The sequence below is a fragment of the Coprococcus aceti genome, from assembly GCF_025567285.1.
Classification (GTDB): domain Bacteria; phylum Bacillota; class Clostridia; order Lachnospirales; family Lachnospiraceae; genus Coprococcus; species Coprococcus aceti.
Genome location: NZ_JAOQJT010000001.1, coordinates 499,542 through 521,863, shown reverse-complemented (window position 1 = coordinate 521,863; position 22,322 = coordinate 499,542). Strand labels below are relative to the sequence as shown.

Below are 22,322 nucleotides of genomic sequence, written 5' to 3'. Positions count from 1 at the left end.
GGATCCATGCTAAGTAACTTATACTACAACTATTATAAAGAAAACGGAGCGGTAACTCGCTCCGTTTTCTTTTTATCTTTATTCCTCAACATAAGTGTAGGATTCATTGTGCCACTGGAGCATCATATCCGTATACTCATCTCTTGACACAACTATCTCCTTGTCCTCGACAGGATCATAATATCTTATGTCTGCCTCATTATAGCTCACTATGAGAACATATCTGCCATCGCTTATCCTCGATATTACCGGTATTCCCGAACTCACATAACCGAGGAGCATATCCAGCGAAAGACCTGTAACATCTATGCCCTGTCTCTTTCCAAGAGAGTTAAGAGCCTCGACAGGATCTGTATACTGTGCTATATCATCCTCTGTCACCTGTACTCCCTGATACGTCAGAACCATGTACAGACAATCGCCGAGTGACGCATCCACACTTCCCGTACTGCGATGGAATATTCCAGAGGCAATGGTGTTGTATTCCTGGCTCTCAGCCTGCCTGTATATTACCTCGCCTTCGCTTGACACCACTATACCTGATACAGACACTGCATAATTTATCGCATCACCCGCCACGTCATATATCTTTGAAAGTCCAAGATTGTCGTACACATGATAGGTCACCTTATCACGCACTACTGTCATTATCATACTTGCAGCATCAGGATCTATCTTTTCCTTTGTTATGTTCAGCGCCGGTATATAGCTCAGATACATATTTGACGGAACCGTAAAATACAGCCTGTCATATCCGGTTATGGATGACAGATGGGTAGTTCCTATCGTCTCCTTTGTATCGTCCTCCTTGAAGGTTATGAAATCATCGTCCACAGACTTGAATCCACTGTCGGATTTCTCTCCTCTTGTCAGATACAGCAGATTCGTATCCACATCAACCTGCATCAGATAATACCCGCTCTTTGCGTATTCCTTTATCTGCTCGCCATCGCTGTTTACTATATACAATCTGGATGCAGGTATGTTATCTCTGGACTCCTCGCTGTACCTCGTACCAACAAATGACTCAGCATCCACATCAACCTGCGCATCAGATATGCTCGACACTCCGTATACCATATCCGAGTCCTTAAAGCCATAGCATATCAGACATTCCCCTGCTCCGGCGGTGATCTCATAACTCTTTCCGGTATGCATATTCATCAGAGTCAGCTTTGTATTGCTGCTCTGGTCCTCGCTCTCTCCATACGCCATAACTTCCATGTTCACCGACACCTTGACATCGCTGGCTGACAGTCCCTCCGCAATATAAGACTGCTGTCTCGTCTTCATGTCCACGGCGTTCACCTTTCCGCCGAGCATGTAATAAAACTTATCTCCGTCGTAATATGTCAGTCTGGAGGTCTCGCTCTTCATAGCCTCATAAGGCACATTGCACTCGACGAACAGAAGCTCGTCCACCTCCAGAGTCGTATAATCAAATGTATACAGCGCAACTCCGAGCTTTCCCTCATGATCTCCGCTGTTCATATATCCATACACCGCAAATGTCATATTTCCATCTTTGTCAAAGCTTATGATGTTCATGTCATGGTCGGAGTAAGTGTTTGAGTCATTTGCATGGTCATCCATTCCTGATCCGTACACCAGAGTTATCTGTCCATCGCCGTAGTCATACATCCAGAGCTGCCCATTTCTCACAAATGCGATCTTCTTGTTATCCTCTGTGTAGCGGTATTCCAGATCATCCGATGACACGATACCTATCTCATACACATTGTTTATAGCATCTATGCCGTCTTTGTCAAAATACTCGTCCACATATCTGTCATAGCTGAGCATGGTGATCTTCGGCTCAGTCTCCGTAACAGTATCTGCATCCTGTTCATCCGAATAGGCCTCATCATACGAAGCTGTTTCGTCAAAATATATTCCATCAGTGCCGGCTCCGTCCGCCTCATCAATCTGGCTGGCAACAGGCACATCCCTGTAGCTGATCTTATAGAACTCCTTAACTGTATAATAGCTCATGACATCCTGCGATGTGATGGACATGGCTTTATATTCCATCTCGATCACCGCATAGTTGACATCTATCTCCTTTATATATGTGTTTACATCGCTTATAACCGTAGGCTTAAGCCCATCCCAGAGGAGATCCGAGTATGCATTTGCAAGGTTCACATGTCCCAGTCCGTAGGAATCTCCCGTTCCGCCACCCGTGTATTCCTGCTTGTAGGTTCCTATGACCGATTCCGACTCCAGCTTGTCAAATGCAAATGTCGCATCGTGGAAATCCTTTGCGGCATTCAGCAGTTGGGACTCATGATAATTGTCATTTACGACCACTCTGGTATAGTATGAAGCACTCCTGCCATCACCGCTCTTAAGCTTGACAACCAGCATATACTCCATATCCTGCTTGAGATCCATTCTCGCACTTATATCAAGCACATCGTAGCCATCAGTTCCCGAGGCCGCCTCCAGATCACCCTTCTCTATAAGGGAATCTCCGGATATCGACCTGATCTCATACGAATACGACGCATCCTTAAATGCATCATTCTCCACCATTATCTCAAGATTCTTATTCTCATCTATCGGCGTCACAGAGTCCCTGAGAAGTGTGAGGTCGACCTCCCCTGTATAACCATGCATACAATTGAGAAGCGAATCGCCATAGCACACATAAGCTAATGGCAACTCTGCATCCTTCATCTCCGCAGCCAGATTCTTGTAACTTCTATTCTGAAATATATTGACCAAATATATTGTGATCACAAATATTGCTGCCATCACAAGTATTCTTACAAGTACATTTATTTTCTTCTTCACTTAATAAAACCTTCTTCTACGTCTTCTATGCCTGTCGCGTCTCATACAGAATTCATTGCACACAAGCAGTTCGATTATATTTCTCATAACACAATTGGCGCATCCGGGTCCCTCTGGGACATATGGCGGTTCCTCGTACGAAGCTTCACCTGCCGAAGCCATTCCTGCATAACAATCCTCCGATATCTGCCCACTTTCGCTCAGATCATCGTACACCCTTCGCGCAACACGGCGCATCTCTTCTCTGTCAGGATATTGAACAAGCATCGGACTGCCCTCATACTCGAGCTTGTCACACTCCTCCTCCACGGCCATGCTGACCTTTCGGAGTTCTTCCGGGTACATCTCCTTCATGTACTCAATATCCCTCATCATTTCATCTGTTCCATCATCACAGTCAGGAAGCATGATTCCTGTCGAACTCATACTGTATCCACCAGTCTCACCCATACCGGGTATCACAGGTGTCTTGATATTATAGACATTTCCATCCCTTATAAGCCCCCTGAGGTTTTCATCGTCCGGGCTGTAAGGAATATACTTAAATTCTTCACTCATACAAATCTCCCTATCTGCATTGTTGTATGTCTATTACATAGATATGCAAATGGGGAGAATGTGTGAATATCTCTGTTACTTTTTTCAGAGCTTACTTTATCTGTCTCCGAATGAGATTCCAAGTGTTCTTGCCTCGCTGATGATGTCGTCATCAGGAGATACGTATTTGAGCTTTCCTGCACTCTCTGAGAGTGGGATAGCTGTAACCTTGTTGTCAAGGAATACAACAAGCTTTCCAAAATCCTTTGCCTTTATGAGCTCTGCTGCCTTTGCTCCAAATCTTGATGATATGACTCTGTCATATGCATCCGGACTTCCACCTCTCTGGGTATGTCCAGGTATTGCTATTCTTATATCCTGTGTTGTGTACGCCTTGAGCTTATCAGCCAGCTCATACGCAACTGATGGATATGGATTGTTGGCTATCGCTTCTTTTCTCTTCTTCTTTGGAAGCTCTGCGATCTCCTTCGGAATAGCACCTTCGGCAACTGCAACTATCGTGAAGCCCTTGTTGTCCTTTGTTCTCTTGTCTATAGCCTTATATACCTTATCGATATCGTATGGGATCTCCGGGAGCAGGATCACATCTGCGCCACCGGCGATTCCGGCGTGGAGAGTTATCCAGCCAACCTTGTGGCCCATAATCTCAACGATAAAGATTCTGTTATGCGATGCAGCGGTTGTGTGGATACAGTCTATTGTCTGGGTCGCTATATCAACAGCACTCTGGAAACCAAATGTCATGTCAGTTCCCCACAGATCATTGTCTATGGTCTTTGGCAGACCGATGACATTGAGTCCCTCCTCACTGAGGAGATTTGCGGTCTTCTGTGAACCATTTCCACCTAAAACGCACAGGCAATCCAGCTTCAGCTTCTTATAGGTATCCTTCATGGACTTTACCTTGTCAAGACCATCCTCAGTTGGCTCTCCCATGAGCTTGAATGGCTGTCTTGAACTGCCGAGGATCGTTCCACCCTTGTTGATAATACCTGAGAAATCAGCCGGCTTCATCTTGATATAGTTGCCTCTAATGAGTCCCTTGTAACCCTCAAGGAATCCATAGATCTCAACCTCGTCAAACAATTCATACAAACCCTTTGCGATTCCGCGCATAGTTGCATTTAATGCCTGACAGTCACCACCACTAGTCAAAAAGCCTACTCTTAACATACTCTGCACCTCTTTCTTTTATTTTTCTTATGTACACAGACTGTCTGTATACATTATAAGTATACTCTTCCCTCAAGAGCCCTCAGAAGCGTAACCTCATCTATACACTCCAGATCTCCGCCTACAGGCACACCGCTTGCTATACGGCTGACCTTGATACCGGCCGGCTTCACAAGCTTTGATATATACATCGCAGTCGCCTCACCCTCCGGGCCTGAACCTGTAGCGATTATGAGCTCATCCACATCTTCATTCTGAAGCCTTCTCATGAGCTCGGATATCCTGATATCCGCCGGGCCGATACCCAGGGCAGGATTTATAACTCCGTGGAGCACATGATAAACGCCATCAAACTGTCCTGTTCTCTCATATGCCGCCAGATCCCTCGGGGTCTCCACCACCATTATCACCTTGTGATTCCTATTTGGTGAACTGCATATAGGACATACCTCCCTGTCAGTTATCGTATAGCAACAACTGCAGTATTTTATGTTCTTCTTTGCATTCACAATGGCATCGGATAACGCCAGCGCCCTCTCCTCAGGCATACTGATTATGTGAAACGCCAGTCTCTGAGCCGTCTTGGAGCCTATTCCCGGGAGTCTTCCCAGCTCTTCTATAAGTCTGTTTACTTCTCCTCCATAAACTTCCATTAGAACGGCAATCCTCCAAGTCCCATTCCACCTGAGATCTTGCCCATACTGCTATTGTAGTCATCCTCCTGTGCTCTCAGTGCCTCGTTCACAGCCGATATGATAAGATCCTCAAGTGTCTCTATATCATCAGGATCAACAACCTCAGGATCAAGCTTGATCTCCATGAGTTCCTTCTTACCTGACACCTTTGCAGTGACAACTCCTCCACCTACAGATGACTCATACACCTTATCCTCAAGTGTCTTAGTTGTCTCCTCCATCTGCTTCTGCATCTTCTGTGCCTGCTTCATAAGATTGTTCATATTACCAGGCATCATACCTCCTGGGAAACCGCCTCTCTTAGCCATTACAATAGTCCTCCTTATTCTGATTAAATAATTTATAATATGATATCATCATTTCTTATCTATTGGAAAGTTGATCTTGTTCAGGTTCAGTATATTCTCCGTCTCAAGCCTTCCATTATCACTGTGGGAATTCCTTGTACAAAGTATCTCAAATTCAATCTCTCTTCCAAGATATTCCTCGATCACACTCTTCACATGCTCCACATTCTCAGGCTTGTCAAAGTATAACTTCGGCATATCGTCATCCGTCAGCGGGATCATGAGCAGAAGTCTTCTGTGATCATCGGACAGTATGAGCTTCGTCCTTATGGCCGGATCAGCATCATTTCTCTTGAGATATCTTCTCGCAGGAACCGACAGCTTCTCCAGTATATCATTCCAGTTCTCCGCAGCTCTCTGCAGATCCTCGAACTCTGCCTTTGGAAGCTCCATTGCCAGCTTGTCCTGATATTCCTTCATGCCCTTCTGATCTATCACATCGTCAGCCGGGCTTACGGGGGCAGCACTTTGAACCGGCGCAGCCTGTATGCCATTTGCCTCAAGGTCATCAAGCTTCTTCTCAAGCATCCTTACCCTCTCAATCAGACTTGTGGTATCAACCTCCATCTGTGGTCTGCACAGCTTTATGACAGCCATCTCAAGCACTATCCTCTTCTGTGAGGAATACTTGATGCTGGCGGCTGTATCCGAGAACACGTTTATATATCTTACTATGGTGCTCTCCTCCATATGACCGGATATCTCTCTTATGCGTTCCAAATTCTCCTTGGTCATATCCAATCTGTCGCCCTCCGCCGAGGACAGCTTGACAACGAGTATGTTCCTGAGAAACCATGTAAATTCATTTACGAAACGGCCAAGCTCACGTCCCTGCCACACAACTTCGTCAACCACATCTATTGCATGTTCAACATCAGATTCCAGCACGCACTCCAGAAGTCTTGCAAATGTATCTATGTCCACAGCTCCTATGGTCTCAAGCACATTATCATATGTAAGCTTCTGTCCGAGATTGAATGCAACGCACTGATCCAGAATAGATAAGGCATCTCTCATGGAACCATCGCCGGATTTTGCGATATAATCTATCGCCTTCTTATCCGCATCAAGTCCCTCCCTGTTCATAAGCTCCTCCAGTCGATCCGAGATGACATCCACCGGGATACGTCTGAAGTCGTACTTCTGACACCTTGACGATATGGTTATAGGTATCTTGTGGGACTCCGTGGTAGCCAGTATGAATATTACATATGATGGCGGCTCCTCGAGAGTCTTTAACAGAGCGTTGAACGCTCCCGGAGACAACATATGAACCTCATCTATGATGTATACCTTATACTTGCCCTCAGTAGGAGGATATGCTACCTCCTCCCTTATCTGCCTTATATTGTCAACACCATTGTTGGAGGCCGCATCTATCTCAATGACATTAAGCGATGATCCATCCGATATGGCTCTGCAGCTTGCACATTCATTACATGGGCTTCCGTCCACCGGATGCTCACAGTTACATGCCTTGGCAAATATCTTGGCGATCGAAGTCTTACCTGTTCCTCTTGTACCGCAAAATAAAAAGGCATGACCAAGTCTATCATTCTTAATCTGGTTTCTAAGAGTGGTAACTATATGATCCTGCCCCTTTACCTCGTCAAAAGTATCAGGTCTCCATTTTCTATATAAAGCTACATACGACATCACCAATACCTACCTTTGTATCATAAAACTCACACAGACTATTATATCTGAATTTACATTTTATATCAATCAGATAAGCAATATTTGAATATGGTATTGCCTGGTGCCTATACACAGAACATCTCTGTCCGCAAGCTGCCAGCTCCTGCCCGCCGGAAGCCTGATCCCATTTATGACAGTTCCATTTGTGGAATCAAGATCTTCGACATAGATCTTCTCTGCATCCTCGTATATCCTTATGTGCCTTCTACTGACGCTGATATCCTCTATAACCTGATCCGCCTGTCGTCTGTCCCGCCCCAATACAACTCCCTCCGGCGTCACCGGGAATTCAGTAGCCACAATGCCTCCGTCTTCGATCAGTCTCACAGACAGTCTCTGCTCCTGTGCGGACTCTCTGCCATCGAGATTATGCTGTGTAAGCAGGGTTGTACAGTCATCCTCCGAGCCAAGCACCGTGGTATCGCCAGGTATTTCGTCAGCCAGACTTACATGTTCCAATGCATCAACATTCTGTTTTTTAGGTCTTCTGTTTTCATCTTCCTCCGCATATCGCAGCTCTGAGCACTCCACGCCCTCCTGTCCCCGCCGTTCATCCTCAGCAGCAGACAGCTTCCTCTTCATCTCCACATAGACAAATAACTCCACGGACAGCACGATGAGTGCCAGCATTATAAATCTCACATCCGCCGCATGCCCCTGTATATAAAATTGAACAGCCGCTATTCCCGTAAATGCCACCACAGTAAATCCTATGAGTATGAAAAATATCCTATCATATTTGTTTTTCTCCATTGTCGGTATCGTCAACGCCGCCGCACTGCTTTGATCCGTTCCGAACACCTCATCCATCAAAAGCTCCTGCTCACGGGCCGCAGCCAAAGATTCCACATTTCTTTTTCTATTGCCGGAGCAGCATTTTTCCTGCTCACGGGCAGAAACCTCATCCACATATTTCTGCATCCGCTCCATGTCATAATTTGCCGACACCACCATGTCATATATCTCATACATAAAATCCACAAGCTCAGTGTCCCTGTGATCTACCCTCTTTATGATCTTCTCCACAAGATTCTTTATTCCCATTCTGACATCCGTTCCCTGTCCCGGCACATACACGTATCTGAAACTCTTCTCTGCATCCGAGTAAAATATCTTGTCGGATTCTATCAGAAGATTGTCCGGCTCAAGCATGTATTCTCCCGTCTCCATGACCACACTGCACAACGATCTTATGAGAGCAACAGCCTGCTCCATGGACATTATCCCCCTGTCAGATATATCGTCCAGGCTCTTCATGCCATTTATTTTGCAGTATATGAACATATCTCCGTTGATGGCCCTGAATTCCGGCTGTATTATTCCCTCGACAAAATTATTGTACAGCATGTCCGTCTCATAGGAATTTATGGCCGCTGCACTGACCTCCACCACAAAAAAAGTGTTAATTCCCTCTACCTGGCAATAACTTACCATATTCCTGCCACCTCCTAAGTTCATTTCCTACATCCCTTATCTCCTGTCTGGCCGCAGTCTTTCTGTCACATCTGCCGTCATCTATCAATATCTGTATCCCCGGAAATGACTCTCTGTAAGTTATCTCCGCAACCAGATTCTTCCCATTCATGGCCATTTCCGCATTCACACCATCGGCACATATCACGGTCTCGGATACATTTGTGGACATCGCTTTCTCTGCACTGTCCGTATCCCCCTCACCACTCTCATTGATCCTGTATTCCTCTCGGTTGTACAGTACCAGATATGCCTCCCCCGATGCCGCCGCATGGTTAAACGCTATAAACAACATGTTCATCACCACAAACACGGCACACACAAGTATCGGTGTTATCAGGCACATCTCCAGAACTATAGATCCATTGTCATCCATATATCTGACTCCTCCTGTCTTTTCTTCTCTTCTCCTATCTTTTCCCGCACTCAGAGCACTGAGGAAGTCCCCCGCACTCTGACTTTTTCTTTCTGTATATCGTCCGCTTCAAGCCGGAGCAGCCCAGCGAATAGTGATATTTGTCTCCCTGTTCAGTGACATAGATCACACCATTGCTTTTATATCTTCCACAGATCCTGCACGCCGAAAGCCCGGAATATCTGTCATCCAGAACCTCCCCACTCACGCTTCTCACAGATATCCTGATATGGTAACAGCTCCGCGAGTTGTGGTACACCGAACCATTCTCAGCCACATACACATACTCATCATCATCGTCATCATCCTGCGACCTGTCATATCCCAGGTACGCCCTCTGTCTTATCCTGTCCACGCACCCCACGGTGGATCCTCCGGCAAATGGCAGATTGATCTTCAGCATATATCTGACCTTGAGGCACACAAATCCGTCATCCGACAGCTCTGCATTTATCACCTTAACCCCGGACATTCCGCCGTCGACATATGTGTTCACCGTGCCTTTGTCATCTATGTACTCCCTGATCTTCCTGTTCGCCAGCACGAGCGACACACCATCTGCCATACCTTCAGCATACGGCCCCATGTCCGCGCCCTTTTCGGCTAGCTCATACGCATAGCTGTATTCCGCAAGATACGCAGCCGTCTCATGTAAGCCCTCATATATCACAGTCCGTGTCCGTATACATCCGGCCATGGCAAACACAGTCAGCATGGCAAATATAAACACTGGCAGCACCAGCGATGCCTCCACACTGGCACTACCACGGTCACATCCCAAAGGAGCTGTCTTATATATTCTCCTGCCATACCTGATCCGAACAAAATCTATAGTAATATGCGCTTGGAGAGGCGATTTATCTTTCATATATTTACTTTTCAACATACAACAAGAGAACATATAACACCCCCCTTCAGGATATTTTCATATCTCAATAACTCACACACTGCCTGAAGCTGTACCTGTACAGTCCGTCATCTATCTTCGATACGCCCTCGTGATCTTCTATAAACGATGCAAATTTCCTGTCCTGACTGACCTCAACATCAAATGTCAGAGAATACATCATATTCTTCATCTCAAACGACTCATCCGTCTGTCTGAAATTAAGCTGTATAAGATCCGCCATCCTGTAATACATGCCTCCTTTATTCTCTATCAGAAGTATCGCCAGATAATCCCTGTAGCTCACAGCATCCACGCCTTCATAGTCCACGGAATCCAGATTCATCAGCTTGTCAAGATTGTTGATGTCCGTCACCCAGTATTCGTCTGTCTTCATAAACTGAACGCTTTTGCCGTCAAGCAGCAGCCTTATATCAACAATTGTCTCAGCATAAGCCCAGCATCCGAGCAGCAGATATTTCGCCGCCCCATAGGTGACCCCCGGCACAAGAGCCAGCACCGCAGCTATGGATGACACCTCGGCCATCTTTGCGCTGTCTGAGAGCAGATATGCCAGATTGAGCGGCAGTCTGTGAAGCACTATCCTGTTCACGACCCCCTGCAGATTGTCATGGTCATTATCCTTTCCGGCGATAATGTATTCCACCTCACACTCAAATGGTCTGTCCTGTTTCCTGTCGGTAAATGTATTGAAATTCGCCAATGCATACCCGACACCATATATGTCATCCACTATTCCGGTCTGTGATCTCTCTCCATCCGCCATGAGCTGCCTCTGGAATTTATCCAGATCGTCAAATTCTATGTCCTCCCACTGTCTCGTATCCTCCGCCTGTCCGTCTGACGGAAAGCCATCCAGATCGTATGCCTGATCTGACACCACCCGCCCGGATGGCGTGACAACATTCAGAAGTCCACCTGTCAGGATGCTTTTCAGCGCTTTTCTAGGATCCGTACCGCTCCAACTGCTCTCATCCTGATTCGACTCATTCTTACCATTTTCCACAGCTCCAGAAGCATCCTCCATGGCCTTATCACCGGATGTTATCATCTCAAGAATGTCTTCTATTCCCTTCTCCTCCATGTACACCTTCATATGGTCGGTTATCTGCAGCTTCATATTCTCGCAGTCATTCTCCAGAAGTCCCCTGCACTCTGCCAGCGCTACATCTTCAACGCTCATATTGTCGCCCTGACCATTTTCCAGAGTATATTCCAGATAATCCTGCGCCATCTGCTCAAGCTTTCCCTCACCGTGTCCGCCAAATGTGCTGTCGACCGCCAGCAGATGATACTCCTCAAACAACTCCTTGTCGTACGCCGCCTTCACATCACAGGCTGCGCCCTCGGCCGCCATTGCGGCCTTGGCACTACCCATTCTTATCCGCGCCATCTCAAGCACGGAGAGCCCCAGAAGCAGCATGGAGATCAGGATTATACTCAGAAAAACCGTTACATGTCCCTGATTTCTCATACAGCTCCCCCTTAATATATCTTCTTTGCACTCTTGTTGATCGAGTTCCATATGTTGTTCACCAGAGAAGTTATCTGCTGCTTGAATATGACGCACATCGCGATCAAGACCACCATTATAAGGATTATTTCGACCACTCCCATACCTGACTCATCTTCCATAAAATCTTCCCATCTCTTCATACATTTTTCCTCCTTAAAAACTTATTATCTTAAAAATTTATTATTGCGGGCAGCATGACTATTACCATGACCACTCCCAGCAGAACCACCATCGGAAGAAGCAGCTTTGTCCCGGCTTCCTCCCCCTTTCTCTTCGCCATCTCCTTTCTGGTCTGCATTGCGTTCTGCTCCTCGCCCGCCATCATGATCAATATATCTCTCGTGCCTTTCTTCACATTCTGTGACAAAAGCGACATGAGCTTTATATACATCGGCAGATTTATCCTGTGCCCCATGTTGTAGTAAGCCTCACTCTCGGATACTCCTGCCTGGATCTCATTTAGCGTATAAATCAGTTCCCTGGTCAGGACACTCCCGCCCTGATCCGTACCGGCACAATCTTCCCTGCCACTCTTCACTATCCTTGCAAATGCACCTCTGACCGTGACTCCTGCTCCAAGATAGAGCGTCAGCTTATCCACAAGCTCCGGGTACTCCGACATGAGCTCATCGGATCTCTTTTTTTCCATTCCCCGGATCTTCGACCTGTTTCCACCCCATATACAAATGGCTGCGAAACCACCGAGAAACAGTATCATAAGACCACTTCCGCCTCCCGAGGTGGGCCTGACCGCATATCCGTTTATCTGCTCCGGCAGCGCCACCTCGCTCGAATCTCCACTTCCCGCCTGTATCTCCCTGATGCCTTCCCTTATATCCTTCAGAGCCTTTTCCCTGCCTGTCTCTTCCCTTCCGCACACGCGTATCTGATATGTTCTCTCCGCGCTCAGCTCCCTGTATGTAAGAACAGCCGTGATGGACACTATTCTGCCTTCTCCCTCCGCTATATCGCCGATACGTCCATCGGACGACACCAGCTCGTTGTCCTCGCTTATCCACTGCACATCGAGTCCGAGCGCATCCAGGTGATCCACAAGCTCCAGATCATATATCACTTCGTCGGGGGATTCATTTTCCCCAAGATACAAGGTCTTCAATCTCACCAAATCCCTGCTCAAACACAGCTTCCATATCGTCAGGATCATATTCCAGCGGCATGACATCCACATCAAAATCAGTCTTTTCTCCATCTATGTCAGTCTCCAGAGTGACGGTGGACACATCCCCTCCGTACCCATCTCTGGTGAGCACCACCTGATGAGGCGCAAATGCTTCCTTTGCCACAAGGATCACCGCCAGAATACATGTCACCAAAAGCGCCAGCAGGATCTTCGCAATAATGTCTGTGTACATCTCCGCACATTTATCCCTCGCCGCGGCATCCGTACATATGTATACCCTCTTTATCTTCGTGAGCATCTTGTCATTGTCCATATGCGGTTCTATCCAACCGTATATTTTTCCCGCAGCCCTTTTCAGCATATCCATCCTCCTTTCACATATGTATATCTGTGATCTTTCTGCCCCATATCACCGTCGCCGCCGTGATCACCAGACACGCACTCATGGCAGCTATCCCCAGAGCATTGCCATACAGCGCATCCATATATCCAGGATTACACACCCTCAGATACAGAATGATGACAAATGGCATGGCAGACATGATATTCTGCTCCAGCCGTTTTGACGTTATCATCGTGTCTATCTCTTCCTCCACTTCCAGACGCCTGTCAATATTTTCAACCATCTTCTTCATCATCCTGATGAGATTTCCCCCGGAGCCCTTTGCAACTGCGACCACATGAGCAAATTCCTTCACATCCTGAAGTCCTGACCTGTCCGCCATATCCCTCAAAAGACTTTCAACATCAGAGCTCATCTCAAGGCCGTTTATTATGAGCAGCATTTCCTGTCTGATATAAGATTTCCCCTGATACATTCCTTCCAACTCGTGACAAGCTGGAACAAACGCTTTTTCCAATGAATATCCCGCCGCCATATTTGCGGACAGGGACAGTAGCATTTCCTTAAATTCATTATTAAGTTTATTCTTTCTCTGCCGGCATTTACCATCGGCAATTTTCCTGAGAAATACCAGAATCCCCGGCGTGAACACCAGGCACGGTATAAGACTGTCAAAGAAGAGCACCGACACCATCACCGCTATGACTGAATACACAGCGATACCGGTTACGTTTTCCCTGACACTTAGTTTATAAGAATCATAATCTATACCCTGTCTCAGCACACATCCCTCCTTGAATCACTGCTCTCATTAACGCTTATAAGTCCAGCCGCCACGAGCTTTGATGTGTTGTGAAGATCATTTATCTTTCTAAGCATTCCTTCCACTCGCCCCCTGTCCTTTCCCATATTGCTCTCATGAAATTCATACAATTTATTCATGACAAATTCACCTCCTTCCAGCCCTGTGACCTCGCTTATCTCTATACATCTTCGGGATCTGTCCCTCAGTCTTCCAAGCTGGACAACTATGTCCACCGCCGACGCTATCTGCTGCCTTATCGCCAGAACAGGCATATCCGCACCCATCAGAACCATGGTCTCAAGCCTCGTCAGCATGTCCCGGGCAGAGTTTGCATGTCCTGTTGACAGGCTTCCATCGTGTCCTGTGTTCATGGCAGTAAGCATATCTATCGCCGCCGCATCCCTGACCTCACCCACTATTATCCGTGAAGGTCTCATTCTGAGGCTCGTCTTGATAAGATCCCTTATGCTCACCGCATTTTCGCCCTCGACATTTGCACTTCTCGCCTCAAGGCTCACCAGATTGTCGATGCCCGCAAGCTGAAGCTCCGCCGAATCCTCTATCGTGACAATTCTCTCATCCGCCGGTATATACCCTGACAGGGCATTCAGAAATGTCGTCTTGCCCGCGCCGGTTCCTCCCGAGATGATTATGTTGTAGCCCGCCACGACCAGATTCTTCAGGAAATCAGCAACCTCCATGGTGACTGATCCGATCTCCACCAGCTTGTCCATGGTCATCTTGTCCTTCGGAAACTTTCTTATGGTCATCACGCTGCCGCTCAGGCTCACCGGCGGCAGCACCACATTCACTCTCGAACCATCCTTAAGCCTTGCATCCACTATCGGCGATGCCTCATTTACTATCCTGTTGCACTCCGCTACGATGCTCTGGATTATGGTCTTGAGCCGTTCCTCGCTCTCAAATGCCTTGTCATACCTGTACATCCTTCCTGCCCGCTCGACAAATATATTGCTGCAGCCATTTATCATTATCTCAGTCACCGCTTCATCGTCGAGAAGCTCTGACAATATATCAAGCCTCCTCAGACTGTTGAACAGTTCCTTCTTCAGCGCAAGCTTATCCCTCACGCTCAGCACATTCCCGGACTCAGATTCGAGAATACACCTGTCGATCATATCGCTGACCTGCTCATCTCCTATGTCACCCGACATATCTATACTCTGCATGACCTTGCTTCGTATCAACTGTCTGTCATCCTGTTTCATCTTCTGCTTCCTATTTCACTTTCTATAAATCTCAGCATCTCCGCACTTCCCGGAACCGCCAGCGGCACGTTCAACCTGTGCAGCCTCCGAGCAATCTTGCCGAGCTCCCTTCTCTCCAGAACCCTCTCGAACATCCCAAGCTTGTCCTGGGACAATTCATCCTTAAGCTCAGGAACCATTATCTCGTCAAATGCCCCAAGTATCGCCAGATCCTTGAGAACCGCCTGTCCCATATCAAACACAACCGTTGTATATCTGCCCCATCTGCGGAACTCGTCTATGAGCCACACCATATCCTCCGTGTCCAGCTCCAGTGCATCTATGTACGATCCCAGATATCCAAGCACGCTGTATTCCTCAAGCTCCACGATATTTTGCTCCATATATCCGGTCAGATCCGGTGACCTCTGTTTCACCAGATATATCACATTCGCCAGAACGTCCTCATGGTCGTGAAATGCACTGTACTCCTCCATGCCCACATACAGGCCGCCCCGCACCTCATCATTCATGCACAGGCTGACCGCAAGGTTTGTCTTACCACACCTCCCTATGGGTGATATAACTGCATACGACCTGAACAGCTTTCTTCTGCGGTCCGTATCGTCTATATTCATATATCTGAGGATCTCTGAAGAAATGTTCCGTACCCTGGAATATTTGAATATCCTGTTATGGCTGATCTCTTCTGATCCATCGACTCTATCCCTCGTCATAAATATCATCCGGCAGGCCACCGGCACTTTGCTCTCATCCAGAGGAATATTCTCATCCATCAGCAGAACATCCAGAGTCTTAGTCTCAAGATACCCATACAGTTCTCCCTCCGATGAAAATGCAAGCGCAAACAGCGGATTGTCCCTGTCCGAATTGATATGGTTCATAAGACTTATCATGTAAGCCCTGTCACCATCCAGTATTCCAATCTTGTACTGCTGAATTTTGTCACCTCCACTCTATAGTGCACACGTAATACATGACTCCGCCCATTATGGCAGCAGAGAAATGTACCCTGGACTTCATCAGATTCCTATAAAATTGTTTTGTTGAAATTTCTTTACGATTCGTAACTGACATTAAAACTTCTTTTAAAAGAAAAAATAAAGATATAACTCCTCCGGCCAAAAAGGAGTAAACAATCACCCGGATCACATCGGTTCCTACAAATGTGCCAGCCGTCGCCAGCAGCTTGATATCACCTGCCCCCAAGGCTTTTTTATGAAATAATACAAACAAGATCACCACAGGAATAACACAGCCTGCCACACTGCTCAGAAGTCCATCACACGGTCCTCTGACAACTGCCGACATCAGGAATCCCTGTATCATGCCAACTGCGATAAGCCTGTTCGGAATCCTCCAGTCTCTGAAGTCCGATACCACCGCCATGCTCACAGTTGCGATCAATGGTATTACATAATATATGATCTCTGTCCTCCCTTCTCTCTGAGTTGTAAGCACACCTTACACCCTCTCTCAGCCTTTGTAAAGGGGGGATTTCATAAAGAAAATTTTATAAATTGCGACTATATACAGGCTGTATATTGCCCAATTTCAATATACAAAAAGCCCGTCCTGTTACGAACGGGCTTCTGATTTTACAGCATGTATATATAATTTTTTTTACTAAAATTGTCCATTTCCCATGTTCTGATTGTTATTTGGGTTCTGGTTATAGTTCTGGTTAGGACTCTGATTAGGATTCATATCAGCCTGCTTCCTTGCCGCCATGGCATTATCAATGTTCTGTATCTCGCTCCTGCTTATGGCTATACTGTCCTGAAGAACCTTTACATTGTTGAAATACTGGAGCAGCTCCTGAGGTGGATTCTCCTTGTTCCGCTCGTAGAAATACTTGCCAATCTCAACCATGTTCCTGTCGATCATCTGCACCTCATTTGATATCTTGTTGTTGAGCTTTGCCTTCTGCGCTGCGTCCTTCGTCTCATCCACCGCATTATTTGCAAACTTCTTGGTCTTGTTGAACACATCCTGGAAAAAATCTGACATATCATATACCTCCATGTAATATAGATCTTTCTTTATCTGCCTTAATATATCCATGTAAAACTAAAAAAACCGGGAATATGGGTGTTGATTCCATAATCCCCGATTTTTTATTTGACTTTGTTTCTCACTATGTCATGTATACTTATGACCTTTCACATCAGTCGTCTATGTACTTATTCAGTGTATCAACCACATCATTGAGATTATAAGGCTTTGCGATATAATCATCAAGCTGGTTCTCAAGGATCCTCTCCTTGTCACCGAACATGGCTCTCGCCGTAACCGCAATGATCGGAAGTCTCTTTCTCTTCTCCTTGCGCTCTATCTCCCTGATCTCCTGTGTAGCTGCTATACCATCCATAACTGGCATCTGTACGTCAAACAGTGCCGCATCGTATATCTTGGTCTTGAACAGCTCAACAGCCTTCTGACCATTCTCAGCTATATCGTATGAGAATCCTGCCATACCGAGAAGCTTACCGATAACCTGCTGGTTGACCGGCTCATCCTCTGCAACAAGTATCCTTGCCTTGCTGTGTGCATTGATGGAGAATACTGCAGGCTCCTCCTTCTCTTTGAGGAACTCATCTGCTGCATCTGCCGCTTTGATAACCTTGAGTGGTATCTCGACGATGAATGTTGAACCTATATCTTCCTTACTCTGAACTGTTATGTTACCACCCATCAGCTCAACGATCTGCTTGGTGATGACAAGTCCCAGACCTGAACCACCGTACTTTCTTGTATCTGATGCATCTACCTGGCTGAATCTTATGAACAGCTTGCTCATGTTAGCCTCTGAGATACCTATACCGGTATCTGCAACTGCCATTCTGATCTTAATCTTGTTGTCCCCATCATCCATGGATGCTATCTTGACTCTTACGCTTCCCTCGGATGTAAACTTGATAGCATTTGAAAGCAGGCAGTTGAGAACCTGCTGGATTCTCTGTCCATCACCGCGGACAAGCTTTGGAATATTGCTTCCAAATGAACAGTCGAGCTGCAGTCCCTTGTTGGTTGCGATCGGAACCTGTGCAGCAACTGTGTCCTCAATGGCAGTCCTGATGTCAAATGTCTCTTCCTTGATCTTGTACTTACCAGCCTCAAGCTTGCTTATATCAAGAATATCATTGATAAGTCTGAGCAGTGTGTCTGCACAGTTCTTAGCTGTGATAAGGTTATCTCTGTAATCAGCCTGAAGATCCTCAGCCATAAGTGTGAGCTGGAGCATACCGAGAATACCGTTTATAGGTGTTCTTATCTCGTGGCTCATGTTTGCAAGGAACTCGGCCTGTGTCTTGTATGCTGCATTCGCATCCACGATGGCCTTGCTGAGCTTCTCCTCAGTCTCCTTCTGCTTGGTCACATCTATGACTACCATGTTGATGTAATCAGCCTCAGACTTATACATAACCGTGTTGAACACCTTCTGAAGTGACTCCATGGTGATCTCAACATCCATCAGATCTCCCTCTTTGGTGCCGGAGTTGTTATAAGCTGTGAACCATGCATTGATATCCTGAAGTACCTCTATCTTGCTCTCCTTCAGTATCTTGTCCTTGTAGTCAGACACATCGAGCTTGAAATACTCCCCAAATATCTCATTGGCGTCTACTATCTCGTAGTTTGTTCCGTTGACAGGATCATTAACGATCCTCGCCTGTGCAAATCCTATAGGAAGGTTCATGAAAAGTTTCTTATACTTATCAGACTTTCCTGCTGATCCCATGTTGCCATCTCCGAATACCAGTAATACCAGAACAGCAACGACCGCTGCCAGGACGCCACATATAATAGCTCCCACACCTATACCGGCGACTCCCAGCACTCCCGCCAGCAAAGCCAGAACAGCCATGGCCAGTGCAAGCGGCTTAATCCCAATTTCCTTAATTTTGTCCATTAATGCACCTCTGTTTCTATAAATATTGCGTTTGCCACATAGACACTCCTATGCATATCCACATGGATACATTATATTATAAATAATTATTAAGGTCAACGCTCATATAGTTTTTTATGCTGAATAATGTACAAATTTTCTCTGTTATTTTGTACATATTGGACTACTTTTTATGGTCTCCCAGCCATTCTACCTCGTTATTATGCATATTTTATCTATCAACAGATCTGCATTACTCTATCGCTGCTTCATCATCTGTCCGATCCTCATCCTCTGGCTTCCCCTTTTTGCTGCCGCGCTTCTCCTTGATGGTCTTCGCATTCATAAGCAGTGCAAACACAAGCCATCCGGCAAATGTGAATATCAGGCCGCTCTTGAGTCCTCTAGGGAAATACTTGAACTCTATCACATGGTCTCCCTTCTCAAGATCCAGTGCGATAAATGCTCCCGCAACAGTCTGTATATCGGTCTTTCTGCCATCAACATAGGCAGTCCAGCCCGAATCATATGGTATGGATGTGAACATCAGGCCAGCCTCATCGACTGATATATGTCCCTTCACATATCCATCCTCAAATTTGTTGATATTTAACTGATTGTCAGCCCATCCCTCATACGCCTGGTCAAATGCAGCACCGTTGAGAGTGGCTATCGTAAGTCTTGCAGATGTATTGTCAGGTACACCCGCAGAGAAATAATACTCGACCTCCACGTTGGTTCCCTTTATCAGATGTCCCACATGGTATGTCTGGTACTGAAGTCTCTCGTAATTCTGCTCCTCACCGTTCACATATATCCTTATCTTGGTGATTCCATTGCAGTTCGCTATGATGTACAGATCATTCTGTTCCTCTGTTATGTCAAAGCTGAGTCCAAAGCTCACGATACCCGGTGTGATATCGGAAAGTCCAAAGTATTCACTGTACGGATTGTCATGTGTTATCGTGATGTCATTTGAAGAGCCAGTTACCTCCGGATATATCTGGCTGAACGTACCAGCCACCCCAGTCGACTTTTCCACGAAATTATTTATACTGTCAAACATATTCGATGCGTCAGAAGTCCAGTCTTTCAGCTCGTTATTCACCATGAAGCCCAGCTTGAGCGCCCGGCTGTTCTGGTATACATCAACGCCATCCACTGTATCCACATAGTCCATATCGTAGGACATATGCTCATCCTGTCTCCTGAACAAATATCTTATGCCCAGAACCGAACTTGACACCGGATTTGCTCCGTCAAACAGGAACTCATTGGCACCTGTGTAGAAACCAAGTCCGTGCATGGCATTCACAAGGTCATTTGAAACCGTCGAACCAAACAGGCTGACTCCCTGCATATTGTAATAGGTAGATTCATCCACCACCTTTGTGTTGTTGAGCTCCGTTCTATACGGAAAATGGCCTGTCTTAACAGAATCTATAGCGGCCTGCACACTAGCAGCATCGCCATAGTAATCCGGTATGTTCACCGTTCCGTTGCTCTCGTATCCCTTTGCCGCGCTGAACACGATCTCAGTCAGACACAACACTGAAAGTATAGCTGCCACTGCGAATCTGCCTTTGCCGCGGACAAGTCCCAGCACCAGGATTCCCGCCGAGTACACAGCAAACAGCACCCATGTGAGGATAATTACCGTCCTGTCCATATCAATATTCTTGTCTGCATAAACCAGGAAACCGAACGCCACGATGATTCCCAGGGCTATTCCCGGTATCTGCTTCTTGTCTGTATTTGCAATGGCCTCGTATCCCATGCTCAGCAGAATGAAGATGAACAGGAATGAAAATCTGTTCGGGATTCCGTACTGATCATGGAAGCCGTGCCATATATAGTTGAGCAGCGTATTGTTGAAGCTCATCATGAGAAATACGATCAGTATCACATTCTTAAGCTTCTCGTACCATTTGATCTTTGTATTGAAAATATATATTCCTATCAGCAGTATGGCAAATGTACCGCAGTACAGGTTCACACCGCCGTCAAACTGCTGGCTCTTTATCGGCTCAGTCAAGACAAACATCTGCTTTATCATATCCCATATGCTTCCGTACCACTCCCATTTAGGAAAATGTCTGGTGGCAGACGCCGTGGTGTTAAGCCCGATATAAGCTGGGATCAGCAGAAACGCAGACATAGCCGCAGCCATGACAGATGTTCCCGCAAATCTCAAAGTGTCCTCTGCGCCCTTGTATATGTTCTTGTGATTGGTGAGTATAAACTGGAGAACCAGGAACACACATATCATGAAACATATATAGTAGTTACACAGAAGTCCATAGAACAGACTGAGTGTGTACAGTCTGTAGTTGCTGCCGTCCTCCATCATCTGCTCGAAGCCCTGCATGATAAGCGGAAGTATCAGTATACAGTCCATCCACATGAGATTCCATGAATATCCTATGACATAGTTGCTGAGTGCATATGCCACAGCAAATGGAATGATTAGCAGGTTGTTCTTGTTCCTGCACTTGTATCCAAGATAGCTCGCCATGGTCATACCGGACAGAGCTATCTTGATACTTATGAGCAGGCACATCGCTATGTACAGATGCTCCCTACTGAACAGCACGATTATAAAGTTCAGAGGACAAGCCATATAGTAGGCGATTATGTCAAGCAGATTGCTTCCCATGCCTATGTCCCATGTATAGAACAGGCTTCCCTCGTTCACCAGTTTGTCATGATAATCAGAGAAGAATGGCAGATACTGGTGAAGACTGTCCACCATGGTAAGGCTGTGTCCGCCAAATGGTCCTATCTCCGCCACCACCCACAGCACGAACATAAATATAGCCGGGATGATAAAAGCGATTATCATGATATAGTTGTCAGCCAATATATCCTTTACAGGCTTTTTATCCTTCTTAAATACGAAGCATTTGCTGAATATATAGTTTATTACAAGTACAACTACCTGAATTATTATCTTTGATATAAACTCATTGTATCTGAAGGAGTCGCACAGCAGGTTGGTTCCAACGACCTCCACCACCATGGCAAACAGACGCATGCCCACAAATGATATGAACTCCCTTATGATCCGGCCTACACTCTTCCTCTGCTCCGACCTGAACACGTAAAATCCATTTGCAAAGTAGGCAAATAATATGGCAAGCATTATCGCTATGATATTCGCCGCACTTCGCGACAGATCCGTCACAAGTCTCAACACAAAGAATGATACAAGATTCACAGCCGTGGTCATTCCTCCGGCTATAACATATCTGACCATCTCTTTCTCCATAAGCTTTTTTATTTTGTCTACATATTCATTCATATTTCCATACCGATTCCTTACATGATATTCAAT

At 46.2% G+C, this 22,322-nt stretch carries 20 protein-coding genes; all 20 read right to left on the bottom strand.

Going from position 1 to position 22,322, the window contains the following annotated elements; genetic code table 11:
• Positions 1 to 78 precede the first annotated feature (78 nt).
• Positions 79 to 2,796 (bottom strand): cysteine peptidase family C39 domain-containing protein, encoded by a 2,718-nt coding sequence (locus tag OCV54_RS02280; RefSeq protein WP_055222455.1) that lies wholly within the window; start codon positions 2,794 to 2,796, stop codon positions 79 to 81.
• The gene (locus OCV54_RS02275; protein WP_015534283.1) at positions 2,797 to 3,354 is read right to left on the bottom strand and encodes a hypothetical protein; all 558 of its coding nucleotides are present in this window, start codon (positions 3,352 to 3,354) and stop codon (positions 2,797 to 2,799) included.
• 96 nt (positions 3,355 to 3,450) lie between these two features.
• Positions 3,451 to 4,527 (bottom strand): 6-phosphofructokinase, encoded by a 1,077-nt coding sequence (locus tag OCV54_RS02270; RefSeq protein WP_015534284.1) that lies wholly within the window; start codon positions 4,525 to 4,527, stop codon positions 3,451 to 3,453.
• 53 nt (positions 4,528 to 4,580) lie between these two features.
• Entirely contained in the window at positions 4,581 to 5,180 is a 600-nt protein-coding gene (gene recR / locus OCV54_RS02265; RefSeq protein WP_022217523.1) for a recombination mediator RecR, read from the bottom strand.
• Positions 5,180 to 5,530 (bottom strand): YbaB/EbfC family nucleoid-associated protein, encoded by a 351-nt coding sequence (locus OCV54_RS02260; protein ID WP_015534286.1) that lies wholly within the window; start codon positions 5,528 to 5,530, stop codon positions 5,180 to 5,182. The genes recR and OCV54_RS02260 overlap by 1 nt, the downstream gene beginning before the upstream one ends.
• A gap of 48 nt (positions 5,531 to 5,578) precedes the next feature.
• Complete coding sequence (dnaX, locus tag OCV54_RS02255; RefSeq protein ID WP_055222454.1) at positions 5,579 to 7,225, bottom strand: DNA polymerase III subunit gamma/tau; 1,647 nt, start codon at positions 7,223 to 7,225, stop codon at positions 5,579 to 5,581.
• Between the two features lie 69 nt (positions 7,226 to 7,294).
• Positions 7,295 to 8,701 (bottom strand): DUF6382 domain-containing protein, encoded by a 1,407-nt coding sequence (locus OCV54_RS02250; RefSeq protein ID WP_055222453.1) that lies wholly within the window; start codon positions 8,699 to 8,701, stop codon positions 7,295 to 7,297.
• Complete coding sequence (locus tag OCV54_RS02245) at positions 8,670 to 9,116, bottom strand: hypothetical protein (protein WP_015534289.1); 447 nt, start codon at positions 9,114 to 9,116, stop codon at positions 8,670 to 8,672. The genes OCV54_RS02250 and OCV54_RS02245 overlap by 32 nt, the downstream gene beginning before the upstream one ends.
• A gap of 34 nt (positions 9,117 to 9,150) precedes the next feature.
• Complete coding sequence (locus OCV54_RS02240) at positions 9,151 to 10,023, bottom strand: TadE/TadG family type IV pilus assembly protein (RefSeq protein WP_133300876.1); 873 nt, start codon at positions 10,021 to 10,023, stop codon at positions 9,151 to 9,153.
• 64 nt (positions 10,024 to 10,087) lie between these two features.
• On the bottom strand, positions 10,088 to 11,536 hold the full coding sequence (locus tag OCV54_RS02235; protein WP_055222452.1) for a DUF5702 domain-containing protein: 1,449 nt from the start codon (positions 11,534 to 11,536) through the stop codon (positions 10,088 to 10,090).
• A gap of 11 nt (positions 11,537 to 11,547) precedes the next feature.
• Entirely contained in the window at positions 11,548 to 11,718 is a 171-nt protein-coding gene (locus OCV54_RS02230) for a Flp1 family type IVb pilin (RefSeq protein ID WP_015534291.1), read from the bottom strand.
• A gap of 29 nt (positions 11,719 to 11,747) precedes the next feature.
• On the bottom strand, positions 11,748 to 12,701 hold the full coding sequence (locus OCV54_RS02225) for a secretion system protein F (RefSeq protein ID WP_242859620.1): 954 nt from the start codon (positions 12,699 to 12,701) through the stop codon (positions 11,748 to 11,750).
• Positions 12,667 to 13,080 carry a hypothetical protein gene (locus tag OCV54_RS02220; protein ID WP_242859619.1) on the bottom strand — a complete coding sequence of 138 codons (414 nt, stop codon included), beginning with the start codon at positions 13,078 to 13,080 and terminating at the stop codon, positions 12,667 to 12,669. The genes OCV54_RS02225 and OCV54_RS02220 overlap by 35 nt, the downstream gene beginning before the upstream one ends.
• 13 nt (positions 13,081 to 13,093) lie before the next feature.
• Positions 13,094 to 13,846, bottom strand: a complete 753-nt coding sequence (locus tag OCV54_RS02215; RefSeq protein ID WP_055146214.1) for a type II secretion system F family protein — start codon at positions 13,844 to 13,846, stop codon at positions 13,094 to 13,096.
• Entirely contained in the window at positions 13,840 to 15,096 is a 1,257-nt protein-coding gene (locus OCV54_RS02210) for a TadA family conjugal transfer-associated ATPase (RefSeq protein WP_015534293.1), read from the bottom strand. Before OCV54_RS02210 ends, OCV54_RS02215 begins: the two co-directional genes overlap by 7 nt.
• Complete coding sequence (locus OCV54_RS02205; RefSeq protein WP_242859098.1) at positions 15,093 to 15,980, bottom strand: P-loop NTPase family protein; 888 nt, start codon at positions 15,978 to 15,980, stop codon at positions 15,093 to 15,095. The genes OCV54_RS02210 and OCV54_RS02205 overlap by 4 nt, the downstream gene beginning before the upstream one ends.
• 61 nt (positions 15,981 to 16,041) lie before the next feature.
• A complete protein-coding gene (locus tag OCV54_RS02200) occupies positions 16,042 to 16,557 on the bottom strand; it encodes an A24 family peptidase (RefSeq protein ID WP_055222450.1) in 516 nt (171 codons plus the stop codon).
• 165 nt (positions 16,558 to 16,722) lie between these two features.
• Positions 16,723 to 17,106, bottom strand: coding sequence for a hypothetical protein (locus OCV54_RS02195; RefSeq protein ID WP_055222489.1), 384 nt, complete (start codon positions 17,104 to 17,106; stop codon positions 16,723 to 16,725).
• 157 nt (positions 17,107 to 17,263) lie between these two features.
• Positions 17,264 to 19,009 carry an ATP-binding protein gene (locus tag OCV54_RS02190; RefSeq protein WP_015534296.1) on the bottom strand — a complete coding sequence of 582 codons (1,746 nt, stop codon included), beginning with the start codon at positions 19,007 to 19,009 and terminating at the stop codon, positions 17,264 to 17,266.
• A gap of 232 nt (positions 19,010 to 19,241) precedes the next feature.
• Positions 19,242 to 22,289 carry a GtrA family protein gene (locus OCV54_RS02185; protein ID WP_055222449.1) on the bottom strand — a complete coding sequence of 1,016 codons (3,048 nt, stop codon included), beginning with the start codon at positions 22,287 to 22,289 and terminating at the stop codon, positions 19,242 to 19,244.
• Between the last annotated feature and the right edge of the window lie 33 nt (positions 22,290 to 22,322).

Coding starts and splice junctions, on each gene's coding strand:
- OCV54_RS02275 (WP_015534283.1), bottom strand. CDS start 3,354: ATGAGTGAAGAATTTAAGTATATTCCTTACAGCCCGGACGATGAAAAC.
- OCV54_RS02270 (WP_015534284.1), bottom strand. CDS start 4,527: ATGTTAAGAGTAGGCTTTTTGACTAGTGGTGGTGACTGTCAGGCATTA.
- recR (WP_022217523.1), bottom strand. CDS start 5,180: ATGGAAGTTTATGGAGGAGAAGTAAACAGACTTATAGAAGAGCTGGGA.
- OCV54_RS02260 (WP_015534286.1), bottom strand. CDS start 5,530: ATGGCTAAGAGAGGCGGTTTCCCAGGAGGTATGATGCCTGGTAATATG.
- dnaX (WP_055222454.1), bottom strand. CDS start 7,225: ATGTCGTATGTAGCTTTATATAGAAAATGGAGACCTGATACTTTTGAC.
- OCV54_RS02250 (WP_055222453.1), bottom strand. CDS start 8,701: ATGGTAAGTTATTGCCAGGTAGAGGGAATTAACACTTTTTTTGTGGTG.
- OCV54_RS02245 (WP_015534289.1), bottom strand. CDS start 9,116: ATGGATGACAATGGATCTATAGTTCTGGAGATGTGCCTGATAACACCG.
- OCV54_RS02240 (WP_133300876.1), bottom strand. CDS start 10,023: ATGAAAGATAAATCGCCTCTCCAAGCGCATATTACTATAGATTTTGTT.
- OCV54_RS02235 (WP_055222452.1), bottom strand. CDS start 11,536: ATGAGAAATCAGGGACATGTAACGGTTTTTCTGAGTATAATCCTGATC.
- OCV54_RS02230 (WP_015534291.1), bottom strand. CDS start 11,718: ATGAAGAGATGGGAAGATTTTATGGAAGATGAGTCAGGTATGGGAGTG.
- OCV54_RS02220 (WP_242859619.1), bottom strand. CDS start 13,080: ATGCTGAAAAGGGCTGCGGGAAAAATATACGGTTGGATAGAACCGCAT.
- OCV54_RS02210 (WP_015534293.1), bottom strand. CDS start 15,096: ATGAAACAGGATGACAGACAGTTGATACGAAGCAAGGTCATGCAGAGT.
- OCV54_RS02205 (WP_242859098.1), bottom strand. CDS start 15,980: ATGAACCATATCAATTCGGACAGGGACAATCCGCTGTTTGCGCTTGCA.
- OCV54_RS02195 (WP_055222489.1), bottom strand. CDS start 17,106: ATGTCAGATTTTTTCCAGGATGTGTTCAACAAGACCAAGAAGTTTGCA.
- OCV54_RS02190 (WP_015534296.1), bottom strand. CDS start 19,009: ATGGACAAAATTAAGGAAATTGGGATTAAGCCGCTTGCACTGGCCATG.
- OCV54_RS02185 (WP_055222449.1), bottom strand. CDS start 22,289: ATGAATGAATATGTAGACAAAATAAAAAAGCTTATGGAGAAAGAGATG.